The 19,148-nt window shown below is 68.4% G+C and carries 12 protein-coding genes; 5 read left to right on the forward strand and 7 right to left on the reverse strand.

The features are described from left to right. Positions 1-26: 26 nt before the first annotated feature. Together QHF89_RS10490 and QHF89_RS10495 are read left to right on the forward strand one after the other, a co-directional pair. A complete protein-coding gene (locus QHF89_RS10490) occupies positions 27-1,571 on the forward strand; it encodes a flavin-containing monooxygenase (RefSeq protein ID WP_284720336.1) in 1,545 nt (514 codons plus the stop codon). Next, positions 1,523-3,733, forward strand: a complete 2,211-nt coding sequence (locus QHF89_RS10495) for a cyclic nucleotide-binding domain-containing protein (protein ID WP_136965559.1) — start codon at positions 1,523-1,525, stop codon at positions 3,731-3,733. Before QHF89_RS10490 ends, QHF89_RS10495 begins: the two co-directional genes overlap by 49 nt. Positions 3,734-3,781: 48 nt before the next feature. Here QHF89_RS10495 and QHF89_RS10500 read toward each other — a convergent pair whose 3' ends face one another. The 3 genes from QHF89_RS10500 to QHF89_RS10510 all read right to left on the reverse strand — a co-directional run bounded on the left by QHF89_RS10500 (position 3,782) and on the right by QHF89_RS10510 (position 6,760). Then, positions 3,782-4,144 carry a hypothetical protein gene (locus QHF89_RS10500; RefSeq protein ID WP_136965558.1) on the reverse strand — a complete coding sequence of 121 codons (363 nt, stop codon included), beginning with the start codon at positions 4,142-4,144 and terminating at the stop codon, positions 3,782-3,784. 185 nt (positions 4,145-4,329) lie between these two features. Continuing rightward, positions 4,330-5,835, reverse strand: coding sequence for a serine/threonine-protein kinase (locus QHF89_RS10505; RefSeq protein WP_136965557.1), 1,506 nt, complete (start codon positions 5,833-5,835; stop codon positions 4,330-4,332). Between the two features lie 31 nt (positions 5,836-5,866). Continuing rightward, positions 5,867-6,760: a serine/threonine-protein kinase gene (locus QHF89_RS10510; protein ID WP_136965556.1), complete on the reverse strand. Its 894-nt coding sequence runs from the start codon at positions 6,758-6,760 to the stop codon at positions 5,867-5,869. Between the two features lie 105 nt (positions 6,761-6,865). Between QHF89_RS10510 and QHF89_RS10515 the strand changes: the two genes are divergently transcribed. Further along, positions 6,866-9,103, forward strand: a complete 2,238-nt coding sequence (locus QHF89_RS10515; RefSeq protein WP_136965555.1) for a S9 family peptidase — start codon at positions 6,866-6,868, stop codon at positions 9,101-9,103. 18 nt (positions 9,104-9,121) lie between these two features. Here QHF89_RS10515 and QHF89_RS10520 read toward each other — a convergent pair whose 3' ends face one another. Both QHF89_RS10520 and QHF89_RS10525 read right to left on the reverse strand, forming a co-directional pair. Next, positions 9,122-9,682, reverse strand: coding sequence for a DNA/RNA non-specific endonuclease (locus tag QHF89_RS10520; RefSeq protein ID WP_136965554.1), 561 nt, complete (start codon positions 9,680-9,682; stop codon positions 9,122-9,124). Between the two features lie 16 nt (positions 9,683-9,698). Beyond that, a complete protein-coding gene (locus tag QHF89_RS10525; protein ID WP_136965553.1) occupies positions 9,699-10,607 on the reverse strand; it encodes a PAS domain S-box protein in 909 nt (302 codons plus the stop codon). 411 nt (positions 10,608-11,018) lie between these two features. On the opposite strand from QHF89_RS10525, the gene QHF89_RS10530 reads away from it, so the two are divergent. Further along, entirely contained in the window at positions 11,019-11,747 is a 729-nt protein-coding gene (locus QHF89_RS10530) for a hypothetical protein (RefSeq protein WP_136965552.1), read from the forward strand. A 54-nt stretch (positions 11,748-11,801) separates the two neighbouring features. On the opposite strand, the gene alaS is transcribed toward QHF89_RS10530, so the two are convergent. Continuing rightward, positions 11,802-14,534, reverse strand: a complete 2,733-nt coding sequence (alaS, locus tag QHF89_RS10535; protein ID WP_136965551.1) for an alanine--tRNA ligase — start codon at positions 14,532-14,534, stop codon at positions 11,802-11,804. A gap of 30 nt (positions 14,535-14,564) precedes the next feature. Next, a complete protein-coding gene (locus tag QHF89_RS10540) occupies positions 14,565-16,640 on the reverse strand; it encodes a TIGR04551 family protein (protein WP_284720337.1) in 2,076 nt (691 codons plus the stop codon). Positions 16,641-17,155: 515 nt separating this feature from the next. Between QHF89_RS10540 and QHF89_RS10545 the strand changes: the two genes are divergently transcribed. Further along, a complete protein-coding gene (locus QHF89_RS10545) occupies positions 17,156-19,141 on the forward strand; it encodes an OmpA family protein (protein WP_136965549.1) in 1,986 nt (661 codons plus the stop codon). The last annotated feature ends 7 nt before the right edge of the window (positions 19,142-19,148 follow it).

The following is a 19,148-nucleotide window of genomic DNA, read 5'->3' on the forward strand; positions in this document are numbered from 1 at the left end:
TTCTTTCTTCGAGCATGGAGGGGCGTATGGCATCGGTGGGGATCATCGGGGGCGGATTGAGCGGGCTCGTGGCTGCGAAGACGTTCCTGCGGGGCGGCTTCGACGTCACGGTGTTCGAAAAAGAGGACGAGGTCGGCGGCGTCTGGGCGCGCTCGCGCCGCTACCCCGGCCTCCAGACGCAAAACGCCCGCGACACCTACGCATTCTCCGATTTTCCCATGCCCAGCCACTTCCCCGAGTGGCCCGCGGGCGCCCAGGTTCAAGCCTATCTTTCGAGTTACGCCGACCATTTCGGCGTGACCCCGCGCGTCCGCCTGCGCACCCAGGTCGATCAGGTTCGCCAGCGCGACGGAGGCGGGTTCGCCGTGGACACGCGGCCTGTCGGCGCGCCCGAATCCGAGCGGAAGACCCACGCTTTCGATCAGGTGATCCTTTCGAGCGGCCTCTTCAGCCTGCCGCACATCCCCGAGGCCCCCGGGCGCGAGGCGTTCGAGGCGAACGGGGGCGTCGTGCTGCACACGACGGCGTTTCACGACACGAGTTTCCTCCGGGGCAAACGTGTGGTCGTCGTGGGGTTCTCGAAGTCGGCGTGCGACGTGGCCGCCCTCTCGGTGGAGCCCGCCCGCGAGGTGACGCTCGTCCACCGGAGCGTCGGCTGGAAGGCGCCGCGGTTCCTCTTCGGGGTCGTGCCCACGAAGTACCTGCTCCTGAACCGCTTCACCGAGATGTTTTTTCCGTACCCGGGCGCCGAGGGTTTTGAGCGCGCGCTCCACGAGAGGGCCAGCGGGTTCGTCGCCCAGTACTGGGGCGGGGTCATGGCCGCCCTCGACATGGACCTCGGGCTCAGCAAGAGCGGCCTCCGGCCCGAGATGCCGCTGAGCGGCGTCGGTTGCTCGCTGAACATGACGCCCCCGGGTTTTTACGAGGCCGCGCAGCGCGGGACGTTGAAGCTCGCGCGGGGCGAGATCGCTCGGTTTCACGAAGGCGCCGTGGAGACCTCGCAGGGAAAGCGCATCCCGGCCGACGTCGTGATCTTTGGGACGGGCTTCCGCCAGGAGTTCCCTTTCCTCGACCCTTCGCTCCGGCGCGTCGTGCAGGACGAGGACGGAACGTTCCGGCTTTATCGTGGCCTCTATCATCCCGACGTCCCGGGACTCGGCTTTTGCGGCTTCGTGAACAGCCTCTACAGCCAGCTCACCTCGGAGGTCGGGGCGCGGTGGCTCTGCGAGCTCTTCCTGGGCCGGATGAAGCTGCCGCCGCGGGAGGAGGTGATCGCGCGCATCGACGAGTGGATCGCCTACCGCAAGCGCGAGCGGCCGGACGCGTTCACGGCCGGCGCGTGCGTCGTGCCCTGGAACTTCCACTACATCGACGACCTTTGCCGGGACATGGGAGCGCGGACGCGGAGGCTGCCGCAAAATCCCTTCCGCGAGTTCCTCCTTCCGGTGGATCCTTCGCTCTACGCGGACCTCGAGGAGGAGCTCGATACGCGCGCCCGGCAGGCGCGTGATCGCGACGAAGCATGCACAACCCCCGAGACTTCAAGAAGCTCTTCAAACGCCTTCTCCTGAGCCCCGTCGCGGGGATGTCCTGGGAGGACAAACTCGCGTTCGTGCGGGCGTACATGCGCGAGCTCGAGTCGCGCAAGGACCCGATGGAGGAGTCCGCCGAGCTCGAGCCGGCGATCGATATCGTCCCGTTCGAGGCCGGCCGAAGGCCCCTGGACGAGGCGCTCGGCCCCGGGCTCGGCGCGAGCGAGCACGCCGGCCTCGTGTCGACCGCGGCCGACGGCGCGCCCACCGACGACCTCTGCCTGCTCTACCAGGTGAAGGACCTCTACGCGTACGTCGCGCCGTTCCATCGAACGTTCGAGGTCCGCATGTCGGTCGCGTTTCTGCCCCACGTCGAGGGCCACGGCGCGCCTTGCCCCGTCCCGGGGCTCCAGGGCGTCGTCCTCGAACCGAAGGTCGTCTCCGCGGCCGCGTACCCGTTCCCCGCGATCGCGGACGCGTCGTGGGCCGAGTTCTACAAGACCGTCTACGCGGCGATGTTGCGCCCCGAGGGCCTCCTGCCGCGCCGCGAAGGCAGCCCCGAGGGGCGCGGCTACGACTGGTCCGAGGTCGACGCGTCCCTGCGCGCGCGTACGCCCGACGGCGCCGATCCCTTCACCTTCGCGAACCTCTTCCACCAGAAGATCCGCGTCACGCTGGCCCTGCACACGGACGGCAGCAAGTACGTCTCCGAAGACACGATCGAGGCCGAGATCTACGACACGGGCCGCTTCGGCTCGCTCTACGCGCGGCTGCTCGAACGGCTCATCCCGGCCGACACCAAGCTGCAAGCCGACGCGCTGGACATTCCGGATCTGCACGTCGGCTACCACCCGTGGTTCCCGGTCCTCACGATCGGGACCGACAAGGCGATGCTCTACCTGCACGCCATCCGGCAGGACCTCGGCGAGCAGCGGCGAAACCTCCCCGATCCCGCGTGGCTCTTGCGGGTGGGCCTCTACCTGGAGCTGCTCACGTGCCTCGGCATCTTCGAGGCGGTGCGGGCCGAGCACCCGGATCTGCTCTCGCCGGCCGAGCGCCAGGTGTTCGAAAAGAGCCCTGTCTTCGCGAAGATCCGCGAGCGGATCGACGTCGCGGCGTGGAGGCGGGTCTGGGCCACGCGCGAGATCGTCCCGCGCACGTCGGACCTGCTCGCCGCGGGGCCCGTGAGCTTCGCGAACCTGCTGCGCAAGCAGAAGGCGACGCTCGCGTTCCTGCACGCGCACCACGAGGACCTCAAGCACGCCATCGCCCTCGCCGGCCCGAACGTCGAGAACGCGCAGGAGACCTGGCACCGCGTCTTCCGCGACGCCGAGCGCGCGGTGCTCAAGAACGGCCTCGCCGCGTTCCCCGAGCTCGGGTGGCTGGACAAACGCACGCGCGACTTCGCCATGTGGCACCAGCGCGGCGTCTTCGGCAGCTACGCGTTGCCCGAGTCGGTGACGGGCGCCTTCGGTGATCAGGACGGCGTTTTCCCGTCAGCGTGCCGGCAGTACCGCCAGTCGATGAATGAGGTCGCGCGGTTCGCCCGCGAGCGTGGGCTCATGGATCACACGGGCGACGCGTGCATCCCGCGCACCGCGAGCCTCTTCGAGGCGTACATGCGCGGCGACAGCGCCCTCGTCGACGCCCTGCAGCGGCGCGACGGCTACGGCGGCGGGCTCGACGCGGCCGAGCCGCTCTCCCTCGGCCCCGAGCCCACGCACGCCGACATCGCGGCGCTCCTCCGGCGCGTGCCGGTCTTCAAGCCGCTGACGGATCGCGAGGTGGAGCGGCTCGCGCAGAAGACACGTCCCGTCGTCTACGGCCCGCACGATCGCGTGGTGCGCGAGGGGGACCGGGGTTCGTCGCTCTTCGTGCTGGCCGCGGGCACGGTCGAGGTCCTCGTGCGCCAGCAGAGCGGCCAGGACGTCGCCGTCGCCACGCTGGAGCGCGGCGCGGTCTTCGGCGAGGTCGCGCTGCTCACGGGCAGCGAGCGCATCGCGACCGTGCGCACGACGTGCGAGTCGACGCTCTATGAGATCAGCAAGCAGGCGCTCGCGCCGATCATCGAGTCACGCCCGCAGCTCGTGGTCGAGCTCGGCCTGCTCATCGCCGCGCGGCAGCTCGATCGCGAGGGCCGCATGCGGCAGGTGGGCACGGAGGGGGTCGCGGGTCGGATCCGGAAGTTTCTGCTGGGGTAAACCCCCTCTCCGACGGGCGGAGAGGGGGTGTTTTCGGGCGGGGTGCGATCAGACGCAGAAATCGGGTTCGCCCGCGGGCATCGCCACGCATGCATGGGCGCACAACTGGGTGCTGACGAGCTTGCCTCGATGGCACCGGTAGAGCTTCTTGGGATTTCCACAGGGGTACATGTTGCAGCCGCAATAAGCGCCATCTTCGAGCCAGGCGCAGGGGCCACTCCCCCCGCCGCCCCAGGCGACCGCGCGGCGACCCCGCCGTTGTTCCTGCCCTGCCGAGGCGGTGTCCTCCCCACCCCCGGCCTGGATTCCGTCTTCCGTGGGGTCTTCCATCGTCGCCATGCAGCCGGCGCCGAGGAGCATGGCCCCAGCCGAGAGGAACAGCACCGCGGCCAACCCTTGTAGCTTCTTCATAGGATCCCCCTCCCGGAGGACCCGTGCCGCGCCTCGCCGACAGGGAAAACGGCCCTCTCCTCGAAGCGCTTCAACCACGAGCCCTCCTTACGCGAATACGTAAGGGACGGCGGGCGAACGTCCACTCTCGACCGTGGCCTCGTTTCGTGTGCGTAGGAACGGCGAGAACGCCCGTCGGCGTCGCCTCACGTGCCGTCGAGGAGCCACCGTAGGGCCTCGGCCTCGTCCTGAAAAAACGCGAACGAGGCCAGGCCTTGCTCGGCCGACATGCGGGCGAGCTGCATCTTCGTGAGCGTGCTCGACACGATGTTCGCGGCCCGTACGCAGCCGTTTTTCTGGGCGACCTCCATCGTCCGCTCCACGTACGCGCTCACGTCGGGCTTCTGGGCCGCGAACTCCGCGGTGTTCGCGAGGACGCGCCAGCGTTTGCCCCAGAGCGGCTGCGTCACGCGCGCAAACTCCTCGTAATAGGCCCGCGCCTGATCGACCGTCCAGAAGCCCCACACTTCGAGCCGCACGAGCCTGCGCTCGCGCTCCACGCGGACCACGTGGCCGCTCCGCGGACGCGAGACCGACGATTTCACCCGGTCCGGCGAGCTCGGCGGCGTCGAGTGCCGGCCCGTCCGCGACGGCGTCGGGTGCTTCGCGGGGTCGCTCGCCGGTGGCGTCGAAGGGCGGGAGCTGCGGGCCGCGGGGATCGGCGTCGAGTCGTACGACACCGAAATGTAGGGCTCGCGGGGAGGGGGCGTGGTCTGGCGCGCGGCCGTGGCGTCCCCGGGGAAGAGGGCGTCGGAGAGGGCGACGATCGCGGCGGAGGCGCTCGGGAACCGATCCTCGGGGTTTCGCGCGACGCACTGCACGAACCAAGCGTCGAGCGCCGCGGGCAGCTCCACGCCGTGGCGCCGCCGCGCCCGCGCCGAGGTGGCCTCGGGCAGCGGGCTGTCGAGGCAACGCGCGAGCGTGATGATCGACGGCGCTTTCTCGAACTCCTCGGCCCAGTACGGACCCCCGGCGAGCAGCATGAACGCGGTGTGCCCGAATGCGTAGACGTCGACGGCGGGGCCGATGGGCTGGTCCATGAAGATCTGCTCGGGCGCCATGAAGTAGGGGCTGCCGAGGATGGTCTTCGTCTGCATCCCGATGCCGAGGTGGCCGTCGGCCTTGGCGATGCCGAAGTCGAGCAGCTTGAGGCACGGCGAGCCGTCGTCGCGGTGCGTGAGGAAGAGGTTGTCGGGCTTGATGTCGCGGTGGACGATGCCCGCGGCGTGGGTCTTGTCGAGCGCGAACGCGGCCTGCGCGAGGTAGGTGCGCACCTCGCCCGGGGGCAGGGCGCCGCGCTCGGCGACGATCATGCCGAGATCACGCCCGCGCAGGAGCTCCATCACGAGGAACGGCAGCCCCGTGGGCGCGTCCACGCCGGCGTCGATGACCCGCACGATGTGGTCGCTCTCGAGCTCCCCGAGGATGCGCGCCTCGCGTTCGAAGCGCGCTTTGAAGTCCGTGTGTTCGTCGAGCAGGGTCGCGTGGATGATCTTCAGGGCGCGGCGGCCGGCCGTGCGCTCATCCATGGCCTCGTAGACCGCGCCCATCCCGCCTGTGCGGATCGTGCGTACGATGCGGTACCGCTCGTGGAAGAGCTGCGCTGGGGCGAGAAGGAAGATCGGGACTGCGTTCGCGCCGGGGCCCGACATGCCGGGAGCGTAAAGGCAGACAAACGGCGATTCAAGGCGCGCCGAGGTCGTCGTCTTCCATCTCCGCGGGGCGCCCGAGCGCCTTGCAGAGCTCGATCCACGCCTCCTGCATCGACGGGTAGCGATGCGCAGGCTGGCTCGCGAGCACCCGCGCGACCCACGGATCCACGGCCTCCGGCAGATCGGGGCGGAGCGCGCGCAGGCTCGGGCGCGGGTCGGTCGAGACCGCGCGGAGCAGCTCCACCATCTTGCGCGCCGGGAACGGGAGCCTGCCGCCGATCATGCGGAAGACGACGGCGCCGAACGAGTAGACGTCGGCGCGATGGTCGAGGTCCTTGGGTTTGCCGGCCCAGATCTCGGGCGCCATGTACGTCGGGGAACCGGCGATGGTGCCGTCGCGCGTGACCGTGAAGCCTCCGACCTCCTTGGCGAGGCCAAAATCGAGCAGCCGCACGCGTCCCCGCGCGCGCGTCCGCAAGACGAAGATGTTCGCGGGTTTGACGTCGCGGTGCACGATGCCGCGCGCGTGCGCGGCGGAGAGCGTCTCGGCGACGGGCCGCATGATCTCGAGCGCGCTGTCGATCGGCATGGGCGCGCCTTTCGCCTCGACGCCGCGCACGTAGGCTTCGAGATCCTTGCCTTCGAGCAGCTCCATCACGATGTAGAGCGTGCCGTTGTCCGAGCGGTTGAAGGCGAGGATCTGCGTCGCGGCCGTGCCGCTGAGCAGGCCCATGGCGCGGGCCTCGCGGGCGATGCGCGTCGTGAAGATCGGCTCGCTCGTGATGTTCGGCAAGAGGCACTTCACGGCGACGGGCGCGCTGAGGTCCATGTCCTCGGCGCGGAACACGTAGCCGTGGCCGCCGCTGCCGATGAGGTCGAGGAGCCTGTACCGACCGTCGATGACATCACCCGCTCGATACGACATGGTGCTCCTCGTCTGGCCGCGTCGTCCGCCGCGGCAGGCCCGTACGATACCGAAGGGGCCCCGAGGGCTGCAACGGGCTGGCGAACCTGGGCTATGGTTGCCACGATGATCCGCCGAACGCCGTTCGTTTTTGCGCTCCTCGCCGTCCTCGGCTGCTCGGGTGAGGGCTTGCCTCCGGCGCCCGCGCCGACCACGAGCCCGCCGTCCGCCCCGCCTCCGGCCGCGACGAGCGCCGCCGCGGAAACGCCGGCGCCGAAGGGCCCTGTCGCGCCGATCGCCAAGAAGGAGCCGCACGTCACCAAGATCCACGGCGTGGAGCTCGTCGACGACTATGCGTGGCTGCGCAAGAAGGACACGCCCGAGGTGCTCGCGTACCTGCGCGCGGAGAACGCGTACACGGAGGCCATGACGGCCGGGCTCGCGCCGGCGAAGGAGCGCATCTACGGCGAGATGCTCAGCCGGCTGAAGGAGTCCGACGAAGAGGTCCCTTTCCGGGAGGGCGCATATGTGTATTACACGCGCACCGAAAAAGGGAAACAATACCCCTTTTACTGTCGCAAGCCCGTGAAGGGCGGGGACAAGGCGCCCGAGGAGATCTTGATCGATTTGAACGAGATCGCGAAGACCGAGAAATTCGTGGGTCTCGGCCCGCTGGCCGTCTCCGAGGACGGCCATCTCCTCGCGTACGGCCTCGATACCACCGGCTTCCGGCAATTCGTGCTGCACGTGCGCGACCTCCGGACGGGCAAGGATCTCGCGGATCGGATCGAGCGCGTCACGTCGGTCGTGTTCGCCAAGGATGGCAAGACGCTCCTTTCTACGGTCGAGGATCCGGTCACGAAGCGCTCGTACAAGGTGTTCCGGCACAACCTCGGCGATGACGCGGCCAAGGACGTGTTGCTCTACGAGGAGAAGGACGAGCGGTTCCGCCTGTTTGCAAAGCGCTCCAGCAGCAAGAAGCTCATCTTCGTCGAGTCGAACAGCATGACGACGAGCGAGGTCCGTTTCCTGCCTGCGGACAAACCCCAAGCGCCGCTCACGCTCGTGGAGCCGCGGGCGCAGGACCACGAGTACGACGTGGACCATCACGGCGACGAGCTCGTGATCCGCACGAACAGCCCTGCGAAGCCGGGCGAAGCGAAATCGACGAACTTCCGGCTCGTGGTGGCGAAGGTCTCGTCCCCGGGGCGCGCCTCGTGGAAGGAGACGATCCCGCACCGCAAGGACGTGATGATCGAGTCGATCCAGCTCTTCTCGACGTTCGCGGTCGCCTTCGAGCGCGAGGACGGCTTGCGCCAGATCCGGGTGCTCGACCCGAAGAAGCTCGCGCTCGACGGATCCCACCGGATCGCGCTGCCCGAGCCGATTTTCACGCTGCGGCAAGGGGAGAACCGTGAATTCGACGCGTCGTTTTATCGATTCCGCTTCGAATCGCCGACGACGCCCTCCACGGTCTACGACTACGAGCCCAAGAAACGCGCGCTCGTGTTGAAGAAGCGCACGGAGGTCCCGAACTACGATTCCAGCCGGTACGAATCGAAGCGGGTGCACGCGACGGCCAAGGACGGCACGAAGATCCCGGTCTCGCTGCTTTTCAAGAAGGGGACGAACCCGGACGGGAAAAACCCGCTGTTCTTGTACGGGTACGGCTCGTATGGTGCCCCGCTCTTCCCGATGTTCTCGGCCCCGACGTTTTCGCTCGTGGATCGCGGCGTGGTCTGCGCGATCGCGCATATCCGCGGCGGCGGCGAGCTCGGCGAGACCTGGCACGAGGCCGGGCGCATGAAGACGAAGATGAACACGTTCACCGATTTCGTGGACGTGACCGAGGGGCTCGTGCAAATGGGCTGGGCCGCGAAGGATCGTATCGCGATCCAGGGCGGGAGCGCGGGCGGGCTGCTCATGGGCGCGGTCCTGAACATGCGCCCGGACCTCTATCGCGCGGCGATCGCCGACGTGCCTTTCGTCGACGTGATCAACACGATGCTCGACGAATCTCTCCCGCTCACGGTGGAAGAATTCGAGGAGTGGGGGAACCCGAAGAAGAAGGACGAATTCGAGTACATCCTCCGCTACAGCCCTTATGAAAATGTCGCGAAGAAGGCGTATCCGTCGATCCTCGTGAACACGTCGTACAACGACAGCCAGGTGATGTACTGGGAGCCCGCGAAATGGGTGGCCAAGCTGCGCGCGATGAAGACGGACACGAACCCGCTCCTCCTGCGCATTCACCTCGACCCGGCCGGCCACGGGGGCAAATCTGGGCGTTACGAGCGGATGCAGGAGATGGCGTTCAAGTACGCGTGGCTCCTCGACAGGCTCGGCGTGACGGACGGGACGTAGACGTGGCGGCGCGCGTGGTCAGCCGCGCGCGATGTCCGCGTTCAGCTCGACGGCGAGCGCATTTGCGTCGGGGCGCCGCGGATCGTTCGGGTTCGGCAGGTGCGGGTTCGCATTGAAGATCTGCCAGAACTTCGTGGTCCCGTTCGGATCCTTCGCCTCGACGTGAAATGCGATCGGCCGAAGCGGCTCGGCGCTGTGGTAGCGCACGGTGACCTTCATCCACCCCGTCCGCGGCAGCCCCGGGCGATGTGCGCCGCTCGCGTCGAGCATCCGCGCGATCTCGACCTCCATCGCGTACCAGGGCCCGCCGTTCATGTTCACGAGCCCGTGCATGGCCACGAGGTTGACCGAGCTGTTTGGCCCGCCGAACCGCTCGGCGATGAGGTGGCCACGATGATCAAAGGGCGAACGCGCCGAGACGCCGAACGCCTGCTTGCGGGGCAGATCCACGTTGCGCACGGGCCCTTCGATCGAGAGCGTCCGCGCCTTGCGCGCCGGCAGCCGCTCCACCTGCGCGCGGAACGTGAACCCGAGCGTCGCGTCGAGCCCCTGCCGTTTCACCCAGACGATCGTGCCCATGGCTCCCTCGCAATGTTCACCGCGATCGAGACCGTGGGGCCACCTTGCGGCTCTTGCCGCGCTCCTGCATGGCCCACGCGATCCCGTCCTTCAGGCTGCGCACCGAGATCACGCCGTGCACCTCGATGCCCATCGTGATCAGCGTCTGCGCGACGTGGGGCTGAATGCCGGTCAAGACGGCCTTGGCGCCGAGGAGCTTGACCGCATGCGCCGTGCGCACGAGCGCCTCGGCGACCTGGGTGTCGACCGCCGTGATGCCCGTCACGTCGAGCAGCACCGTCTCGGCCGCCATTCGCACGACCCCTTCGAGCAGCGTCTCCAGCACGAGCTGCGCGCGTTTCTCGTCGATGCGCCCGACGAGCGGCATGGCGAGCACGTCGTCGGCGATGGGGATGAGCGGCGCCGCGAGCTCCCTGAGCGCCTGCTCCTGCGCGTGAATGAGTTCCGCGCGCAGCACCTCGTTCCGCTCCGCGTGCTCTTCGGCGCGCCGCCGATCGGTGACGTCGATTCCGACGGCCTGGAGCGCTGCAATGTTGCCCGCTTCGTCGAAGATCGCGCGATCGATCCAGTTGAGCCAGCGCACCTCGCCCCCGGGCGTGAGCACCCGGTGCTCGAGTTCGATGACCGGCTCCTTCGGCCCGAGCCGGGCGAGTACGTCGGCGATGAGGACCCGATCCTCCTCCGGGACGAGGGGCGTGAAGTAGTGACCGACGAGCTCTTCGCGTGTCTTGCCGAAGAAGCGGCAATACGCGTCGTTCACGAACGAGAGCGTGCTGTCCAGGTTGAACTTGCAGATGAGCTCGCGCTGGTCCTCCACGAGCGCGGCGTATATCTGCGTCTTCAGGTGCAGCTCCCGCTGGAGCTCGGCGTTGCGACGCTGGAGTTCCGCGACCTGTGCAGCGAGCGAATCCGTGTCCTGGTTCATCCCCTCGACCCGTGGAAATTGGGCGACGGTAACGCGTCTTCCTTCGCCGGGCAAGACCGGTGTACGGGGGAGCCCTAAGGACGTTTAGGGAGACGCCGAGGGGGAGCGGCGGATGACCGCACCGCGTCAAGCCGTCGCGAGGAGTGCTTTCGTTGCCATTTGCAGGAGCACGGATCCGAAGAAGGACGAATTCGACGACGCCCCCCCGCGACAGCCTCCATGAATACGTCGGAAAGAGGATTGGCGCATGGGCGCGAATCGACGACAGCCCAGGCACGGCTCCTTCCGCAGATTCACCTCGATGCGCTTCGGGTGAGGGGCTGGAGAAACAGGCGTGTGGTGCGGGAGACTTGTGACGCCAGATGCAGTTTGGTAGCTTGTAGCTCAACTCTCTATCCAGGACGGATGAGCATGCGCCGAATCAAATGGGGCCAGGCGGGCTCCGTGTGTTTGCTCGCGCTTTGCGTGACCGGCTGCCTGTCGACGGGGCGGGTGCAGACCGCACAGACGCTCGGGCAAGGCAATTTCGAGGTCTCCGTCGACCCGGGCGTCATTGGTGTCGTCGGTCTTCCGACCGTGGGACCGATCCTGCACGCGGCGTTTCGGTACGGTGTGACGGACCGTATCGATCTCGGCGTGCGCGCAGGCAATCTCCTGGGCGAGATCCAATCGAAGTTCCTGCTCACACAGCCGGAAAACCCGAACCTGGCGATATCCATCGCGCCAGGGGCAGGCGTGCTCTTCAGCATCAGCCCCGTCGTGAACCTCTACGTGCCCGTGCCCCTGCTCGTGGGCTTCAAGTTCGGTGGCCCGCACGAGCTGACGCTCGGCCCGCGCATCGAAAACACCGTCACCTTCGACATGTCGAACACCGTCAGCGGCGCGCTCTACACAGGAGGCTTGGGGCTGTCGATCGGCTTCGCCGGGCAGGTGACGGATACGTTCCGCATGTTGCCCGAGCTCTCGGCCGTCGCGCCGCTGCTCATCATCGGGAGCGACGACGACGGCAGCGCGGACACGAACTCCCTCGGGGTCGTCCTCTACTCGTTCAACCTGGGGTTCCAGTTTGGCTCGCCGAGGAAGAAGTTCTCAGCGCCCGCCGCACCCCCGACGGCAAGCGCCGAGGGCGCCCGCCAGTAGCGTCCCGAGGGGGACGTCTCGCCGTCCCCCTTCCGCGCATCGAAGGGCCGGCCGTCAGCCCGTCACGAGACGCTCGACCTCGCCATACGTGGCCGCGATGGCCTCGTCGAGCTTGCCGACCTCGGGACCGCCGGCCTGCGCCATGTCGGGGCGGCCGCCGCCGCGCCCACCCACGAGGGCGGCCACGTTCTTGATGACGTCGCCGGCCTTCACCCGGCTCGTCGCGGCCTTCGAGACCATCACCGCGAGCTGCGCCTTGCCCGCTTCCACCGCGCCGACGAGCACGAGGCTCGACTCGCCGAGTTTGTCCCGAAGCTTTTCCGCGATCTCGCGCAGCGCCGCCGCCTGCGTGCCGTCGGGCATACGCCGGGCGAGGACCTTGATGCCCGAGATCTCGCGGGCCTCCGCGAGCATCGCGTCGATCCCGCCGCCCCCGCCGCCGCCGGGGCCGCCGCCCTCGATGAGCCGGCGCTCGAGCTCGGCGACCTTCTTCTCGAGCTCGCGCTCGTGCGCGACGATCTTGCCGATCTTGTCCGCGAGGTCGCCGCCCTGCGCCTTCGCGACCTGGCGCGCCTTCTGGATGTCGTCTTCCAGGCCGCGCACGTAGCCGAGCGCGTTCTTGCCCGTCGCCGCGAAGACGCGACGCACGCCGGCCGCGACGCCGCCCTCGCCCGTGATCTTGAACAGGCCGATGTCGCCGAGCGCGCGCGCGTGCGTGCCGCCGCAGAGCTCGATCGAGTCCTGGGTCATCGTCAACATGCGGACGACGTCGCCGTACTTCTCCTCGAAGATCGCGACGGCGCCGCGCTTGCGCGCCTCGTCGACGGGCAGGACCTCCGTGAGCACCGGCGCGTTCTCCAGGACCTTGCCGTTCACGAGGTCCTCGATGCGCTCGATCTCGTCGCGCGTGAGAGGCCTATTGTGCGCGAAGTCGAAGCGGAGCATGTCCGGGCCGACGCGCGAGCCCTTCTGCTGCGCGTGCTCGCCGAGCACCGTGCGCAGGGCCCAGTGGAGCAGGTGCGTCGCGGAGTGGTTGCGCCGCGTGGCCGAGCGCGCGACGTGATCGACGGTGAGCGTGACCTTCTGGCCCACGCTGACCTCGTCCGCCTCGACCACGCCCTCGTGCACGACGAGCCCGGTGAGCGGGCGCTGCGTGTCCGTGACGCGGATGCGCAGATCGCCGGCCGTGATGACGCCGAGGTCGCCGACCTGGCCGCCGCTCTCGGCGTAGAAGGGCGTCTCCTTCACGACGACCTCGACGCGCGCGCCCGCGCTCGCCCGGTCCACGAGCGCGCGGGTGAGTTTGTCCGATCCGTCCTTCGTTTCGACCGCGATGATCGCGACGACCTCGCTCTCGCCCGCCTCGCGCTCGTAGCCGGTGAAGGTCACGGGCGAGCCGAGCTTTTCGCGGGCCTGCCGGTATGCCGGGTCGACGGCGGCCGTCGGATCGATCGGCCCGTCGGCCTCGTCCGCGCCCTTGACGATCTTCTCGGCGCCCTCGAGATCAACGGCAAAACCCTGCTCGCCGCAGATGACCTGCGTCAGATCGAGCGGGAAGCCGTATGTCGTGTAGAGGTCCGCGGCCGCCGGCGCCGAGAGGGCCTTGTCGCCCTTCTCGCGCATCTCCTCGAAGCGCTCGTCGAGGATCTTCATGCCGCGCTTCAGCGTGGCGCGGAAGCGGATCTCCTCGTCCTCGGTGACGCGGGCGATGAGCTCGCGCCGATCGCGGAGCTCGGGGTAGACGTCGCCCATGCGATCCACGACGAGCAGCGCGACCTCGTGGAGGAAGGGTTTTTCGATGCCGAGCCGGTAGCCGTGCCGGATCGCGCGGCGCATGACGCGGCGGAGCACGTACTCGCGCCGTTGCTTCTCGGGCATCACGCCCTCGGCCACGAGGAAGGCGGTGGTGCGGGCGTGGTCGGCGATGACGCGCATCGAGACGTCGTCGGGCGCGAGGCTCGCGCCGTATTTCTTGCCCGCGATCTCGGCCGCGCGCTCGACGAGCGGGCGCAAGAGGTCGGTGTCGTAGTTCGACGTGACCCCTTGGAGCACGAACGAGATGCGCTCGAGGCCCATGCCCGTGTCGATGCTCGGCGCCGGGAGCGGCGTGACGGGCGCGTCTTTCTCCGCGCGGTCGTACTGCATGAAGACGAGGTTCCAGATCTCGGTCCAGCCGGAGCCGTCGAGCCGGGGCTCCTCGCCGAACCGCGCGAGGTCGACCTCGTCGCCCGTGAAGAAGTGGATCTCCGAGCAGGGGCCACACGGGCCGGTGTCGCCCATGCTCCAGAAGTTGTCCGCCATGCCGAGCCGGAGGATGCGATCGTCGCCGAAGCCCGTGACCTTGCGCCAGATCGCGGCCGCCTCCTCGTCTGCCGGGAAGGCGTTCTCGCCCTTGAACACGGTGACGACGAGCCGCTCCTTCGGGACGCCGTAGACCTTCGTGAGCAGCTCCCAGGCGCTCGTGATGGCCTCTTCCTTGAAGTAGTCGCCGAAGCTGAAGTTGCCGAGCATCTCGAAGAACGTGTGGTGGCGCGCGGTGACGCCGACGTTCTCGAGGTCGTTGTGCTTGCCGCTGATGCGGATGCACTTCTGGCTGCTCGCGGCGCGCGTGTACGCGCGGCGGTCCTTGCCCGTGAAGACGTCCTTGAACGGGACCATCCCGGCGTTGACGAACATCAACGTGGGGTCGTTTTGCGGGACGATCGGCGCGCTCGGGACGACCTCGTGGCCGCGAGAGGCGAAGAAATCGAGGAAGGTGCGGCGGATCTGATGGCTCGAGGCGGACATGGCGCCCGCCCATCTACCATGTTTCGCGCCTCAGAACATGATCCCGAGGTACCAGCGGAGCGTCATCGCCGTCTCGGTGTCGAGCGCCGGCGCGTTGCGGTTCTCCGGAGCGCTCTCGTAGCGGCTGGCCTCGCCGGGCAAGTAGTTGAAGCCGCCGAGGGGGAAGAGCACGCCGTACTGGAGCATCGTGTAGAAGCCGCCCATCTGATCGGGACGGTCGTTCAGCGCGCCGTCCTTCGCCTGGAAATACAGCGAGACGTCGAGCTCGACGCCGAGATCACGCTTGTTGCCGGGCGTCTGAATGAACTCGCTCGCGCGGCTCCAGATGAGCGCCGCGCTGCCGCCGAGGCGCTGTCCGTTCGGGTCGCGCGCGAAGTCGTACTGCACCGAGGGACGGAAGTAGTACGCGCCCTGCACGCGGCTCATGATGTTGCGCCAGAGGATGAGATCGACGCGGTAGTCCTGGTGGAAGCGACCCGTCGAGAACGTCCGATCGGCCGTGAGCTGTCGCTCCAGGCCGCCGCGCGGCGGCGCGAGGCCCTCGACGTCGGGATCCCCCGAGGCCCAGCCGAAGCCGAGGTCGAGGCGGAGTTTGTCGTCGAGGGCGCGGAACTCGGACTGCGCCGCGACGATGAAGCTCCGCACGGTCCAGCCGGTGTCCTCGGCGTCGAGCGGGTTGCTCTCGACGGTGGTGCCGCCCGCGGTCTGGAGGTTGTCGATGGTGCCGTAGGTCATCGAGGCCTCGGCCTCGAAGCGGAACTTCTTGTAGAGGAACTGGAACCAGAGGTCGGGCGTGAAGAACTGCGCGCCGCGGCGGGAGTAGCCGGCGCGGATGTTGTTCGAGGCCTGGCCGAACGTGGCGCTCGTCGCCGGATCCGTGGTGTCGTTCGCGAGGGCCTGGTTGCGGTAGGCGAAGTAGAGGCCGCCGTTGATGACCGGCAGCCCCTTGGCGAGATCGAGCCGCGCGAGCTCGGGATCCCGCCTGCGCGCGGCCATGAACACGTACTGGCTCACGTCGTCGAACTGGCCGAGATCGTAGGGCTGGCCTTGTTGCTCGCGGAGCGCGGCGCTCGTTGCTCCCTCGCTGATGAAGTCCCACGCGCCGGCGAAGTAGAGGTCGTACTTCTTGATGCCGGTCACGAACATGATCCGGTCGACCGTGCTCTGGTAGTCGGAGTCGTAGCCGTTGCCCTCGTTGTTGAGGATGCCGAGGCCCCACTGGTTCGGCATGCGACCGAAGCGGAGGAGGCCGACGGGCGTGACGTACTCGCCCCAGGCGCGCTTGACGATGATGCTGTCGACCGTGCTCGTTTGACCCGCAACGGGCGCCCACGAGGTGGTCGCGAGCGCGCCGATCGGCGCGTAGCCGCCGCGCTGGCCGACGGTGTAGCCGCCGCCGGCTGCGGGGTTGTTCCAGTAGCCCTCGGGCGTCGAGCCGAGGACGAAGTTGTCGAGGATGTCGATCTGCGAGAGGACCCGGAGGTTGTCGCTGATGTGCAGCTCCGGCGTGAGGCGGAAGCGCATGTTCGCGCCGGCCTGCGTGTGGTTCTCGCAAGGCGTGGTCCCCGTGGGATCGTCGCCGCAGAGGGTGACGGTCTGCACCTCGCCCGACATGGGGTAGTAGGCGTTGTCCGGCGGCTGCGGCCAGAGCGCGCGATCGGGCAGCTCTCGACGGCCGAGATCGAACGTATGGAAGAGCTCGGCGCGTACGCGGAAGAGGCCGTGGATCTCCAGGCTTGGTCGCGCCTGGGACCACCAGTCCTCCGCGAAGACGTCGCTCGGCCGCACGCCCACGTCGCCCGTGGGCGCAGGACGATCGGCGCCCTGGCGCGTGAGAGCGCGCGCGTCGCGATCCGGATCCGGCGTGGCAGCGACGGGCGCGGCGGGCTTCTGCGCAGGCGTGGTCGCGGGCGGCGTCGCAGGCGTGGTCGCGGGCGGCGTCGCAGGCTGCGTCGTGCCGTTCGGCGGGACGAGCGGCTCGTCTGCGGGCGCTGTCGTCGGTGCTGTCGTCGTGGTCTCCGCGGGCTTGGGCGGAGGCGGCGCCGCGGGCTGGGCGAGGGCGGACCCTGCCGCAGAGAGGCCGAAGGCGAGCGCCGCGAGCGACACTGCCGTTCTCGTTCCCGATCCGTACGAGGAGCCTAGGTACCGCGACGAAATTCGCATGGCGCGTTTGCTGCGTGTGTCGCGCCGGACGGGGCCCCGCCTTGGAATCCGCGTGCCGCGCGCTTTGGGTGTCGTAACGAGGTTCGTCTCGCCGTGCCCGCGCACGGATCGTCCGGGCGCTCGGGCAGGGGCGATGTCTCACGCCGAGCGGGTGTGGTCAACGTGGATCGGTGTTGGCCGCCTGGCCAAGGGACAGGTTCCGAGGTCCCTCGGGGAAAACCCGGCCTCCGGGTCGTCCGCGTCGTGGACGGCCCCTCCGCGACGGCCTTTCGCGCCCCCGGGCCCGCCGCGCCGGCGCAAGCCGGCCCGCGGATCGCGTCCAGTACGACCAGAACGGCTCGAAATTTCACCCGAATCCAGGATCCCCGTTGCGGCGCTCTGGACGGTCTTCTATTCCTGCAATTCTCGTGTACCGCCGTTCCCAACGTGCCGGTCTGCTGTCCGCGCCAAGAGGGTTGATGAGAACGCGACTATCGCCAAGGCTGCTGACTCTTCTGGGACTTCTCTCCGTCTCGCTCGTTCCGACCGCCGCGCTGGCCCAGGAGAGCTCCGCGGGGGGCGCCAAGGAGGGAGAGTTCTCCGTCCAGCGGTTCGAACCCGTGCCGGGCTCGAAGAACTACCTCACGGTCGCGGGCGCTCGCATGGACGCCGCGATGGGCTTCACCGCGGGCCTGATGGTGAACTACGCGAACAAACCGTTCGTGGTGAAGAGCTGTAGGGCGCAGGCGGACTGCGCCTCGCCGAACGCGCAGCTCCAGGACGTCGCGGTCATCAGCGACATGTTCACGGCCGACGTGCTCGCGTCGCTGACGCCCGTGCCGGTCGTGCAGATCGGCCTGCGCCTGCCCGTGATGTACGTGAGCGGCTCGGGCATCAACCTCGACACGGGCGGGCCCGATCCGAACGGGCTCAAGGCGTTCGGCGTCGGCGACGCGACGCTCGAAGGCAAGTTCCGCTTCTACGGCGACCCGAAGAACAGCGCCGTGGTGCTCGGCGGTGCCGTGGACGTGTCGGCGCCGCTCGGGACGATCACGGCGAAGGACAAGTACATCGGCAACAGCACGCCGATCACGGCCGGCGGTCGGCTGATCTTCGACGGCTCGTTCGGCGCGTTGTCGTTCGGCCTGAACCTGCGCGGCGTCTACCGCCCCGAGGCGCGGCTCGGCACGACGACGGTCGGTCCCTTCGAGTTCCGCTACGGCGCGGCGCTCGGCTACCGGGTGAGCCCGACGGTCCGCGTGATCGCCGAGGGCTTCGGCGGCACGAAGTTCAGCTCGCAGAACGGGACGAACTCGCTCGAGGTCGACGGCGCCCTTCAGATCACGCCGCTCAGCCTGCCGCTCGCCTTCACGGTCGGCGGCGGCGGCGGCGTGTTGCAAGGCGTGGGCGTGCCGCTCTTCCGCGCGCTCGGCGGCATCGCGTTCGTCGCGGAGGTCGGCGACGAGGACGGCGACGGCATCAACGACAAGGACGACAAGTGCCCGTCGATCGCCGAGGACATCGACGGCTTCGAGGACGACGACGGCTGCCTCGAAGACGACAACGATCAGGACAAGGTCCCCGACGTCAAGGACAAGTGCCCGCTCAAGCCGGAGACGATCAACGGCCTGAATGACGACGACGGCTGTCCCGACGAGCTGCCGGATCGCGACAAGGACGGCATCGGGGACGCGGACGACAAGTGCCCCGACGACTTCGGCAAGATGCGCGTGAAGGAGTTCTACGGCTGCCCGGACAAGGATCAGGACGGCGTCGCCGACAAGGCCGACGGCTGCCCGGATCAGCCGGAAGACACCGACGGCTTCGCCGACACCGACGGTTGCCCGGATCCGGACAACGACGGTGACAAGATCAACGACGATTCCGACGAGTGCATCGATCAGCCGGAGGTCTACAACGGCTTCAAGGACGAGGACGGCTGCCCCGACGAGTCGCCGGACTCGGACAAGGACGGCATCCCGGACGACAAGGACAAGTGCCCGAAGCAGCCGGAGAACCTCAACGGCTTCGAGGACACCGACGGCTGCCCGGACAAGGGCCCGTCGCTCGTCACGATCACGGACGACGACATCAAGATCCTCCAGCGCGTCGAGTTCGCCACGAACAGCGACAAGATCCAGGGCGCGACGAGCTTCGCCGTGCTCAACGCGGTCGCGAGCGTGCTCGAAATCCACAAGGAGATCTTCCTCGTGGAGGTCGCGGGCCACACGGACAACGTGGGCAAGACGGAGGAGAACCGGGCGCTGTCGCAGAAGCGCGCGGATGCCGTGGTCAAGTACCTGATCGACAAGGGCATCGACAAGACGCGGATCCAGGCGAAGGGCTACGGGCCCGACAAGCCGGTCGCCGACAACAAGCAGTCCGCTGGCCGCCAGAAGAACCGCCGCGTCGAGTTCAACATCCTGAAGTCGGCGAAGAAGAGCCAGGCGGCCCCCCCGCCCTGAGCAGGCT

It is taken from the genome of Polyangium sorediatum, from assembly GCF_029946465.1.
Classification (GTDB): Bacteria; Myxococcota_A; Polyangia; order Polyangiales; family Polyangiaceae; genus Polyangium; species Polyangium fumosum.

What these genes read in the sequence shown, in the direction of transcription:
- QHF89_RS10510 (WP_136965556.1), bottom strand. Translation starts at nt 6,760, where the DNA reads ATGTCGTATCGAGCGGGTGATGTCATCGACGGTCGGTACAGGCTCCTC.
- QHF89_RS10490 (WP_284720336.1), top strand. Translation starts at nt 27, where the DNA reads ATGGCATCGGTGGGGATCATCGGGGGCGGATTGAGCGGGCTCGTGGCT.
- QHF89_RS10545 (WP_136965549.1), top strand. Translation starts at nt 17,156, where the DNA reads ATGAGAACGCGACTATCGCCAAGGCTGCTGACTCTTCTGGGACTTCTC.
- alaS (WP_136965551.1), bottom strand. Translation starts at nt 14,534, where the DNA reads ATGTCCGCCTCGAGCCATCAGATCCGCCGCACCTTCCTCGATTTCTTC.
- QHF89_RS10520 (WP_136965554.1), bottom strand. Translation starts at nt 9,682, where the DNA reads ATGGGCACGATCGTCTGGGTGAAACGGCAGGGGCTCGACGCGACGCTC.
- QHF89_RS10530 (WP_136965552.1), top strand. Translation starts at nt 11,019, where the DNA reads ATGCGCCGAATCAAATGGGGCCAGGCGGGCTCCGTGTGTTTGCTCGCG.
- QHF89_RS10505 (WP_136965557.1), bottom strand. Translation starts at nt 5,835, where the DNA reads ATGTCGGGCCCCGGCGCGAACGCAGTCCCGATCTTCCTTCTCGCCCCA.
- QHF89_RS10495 (WP_136965559.1), top strand. Translation starts at nt 1,523, where the DNA reads ATGCACAACCCCCGAGACTTCAAGAAGCTCTTCAAACGCCTTCTCCTG.
- QHF89_RS10515 (WP_136965555.1), top strand. Translation starts at nt 6,866, where the DNA reads ATGATCCGCCGAACGCCGTTCGTTTTTGCGCTCCTCGCCGTCCTCGGC.
- QHF89_RS10525 (WP_136965553.1), bottom strand. Translation starts at nt 10,607, where the DNA reads ATGAACCAGGACACGGATTCGCTCGCTGCACAGGTCGCGGAACTCCAG.
- QHF89_RS10500 (WP_136965558.1), bottom strand. Translation starts at nt 4,144, where the DNA reads ATGAAGAAGCTACAAGGGTTGGCCGCGGTGCTGTTCCTCTCGGCTGGG.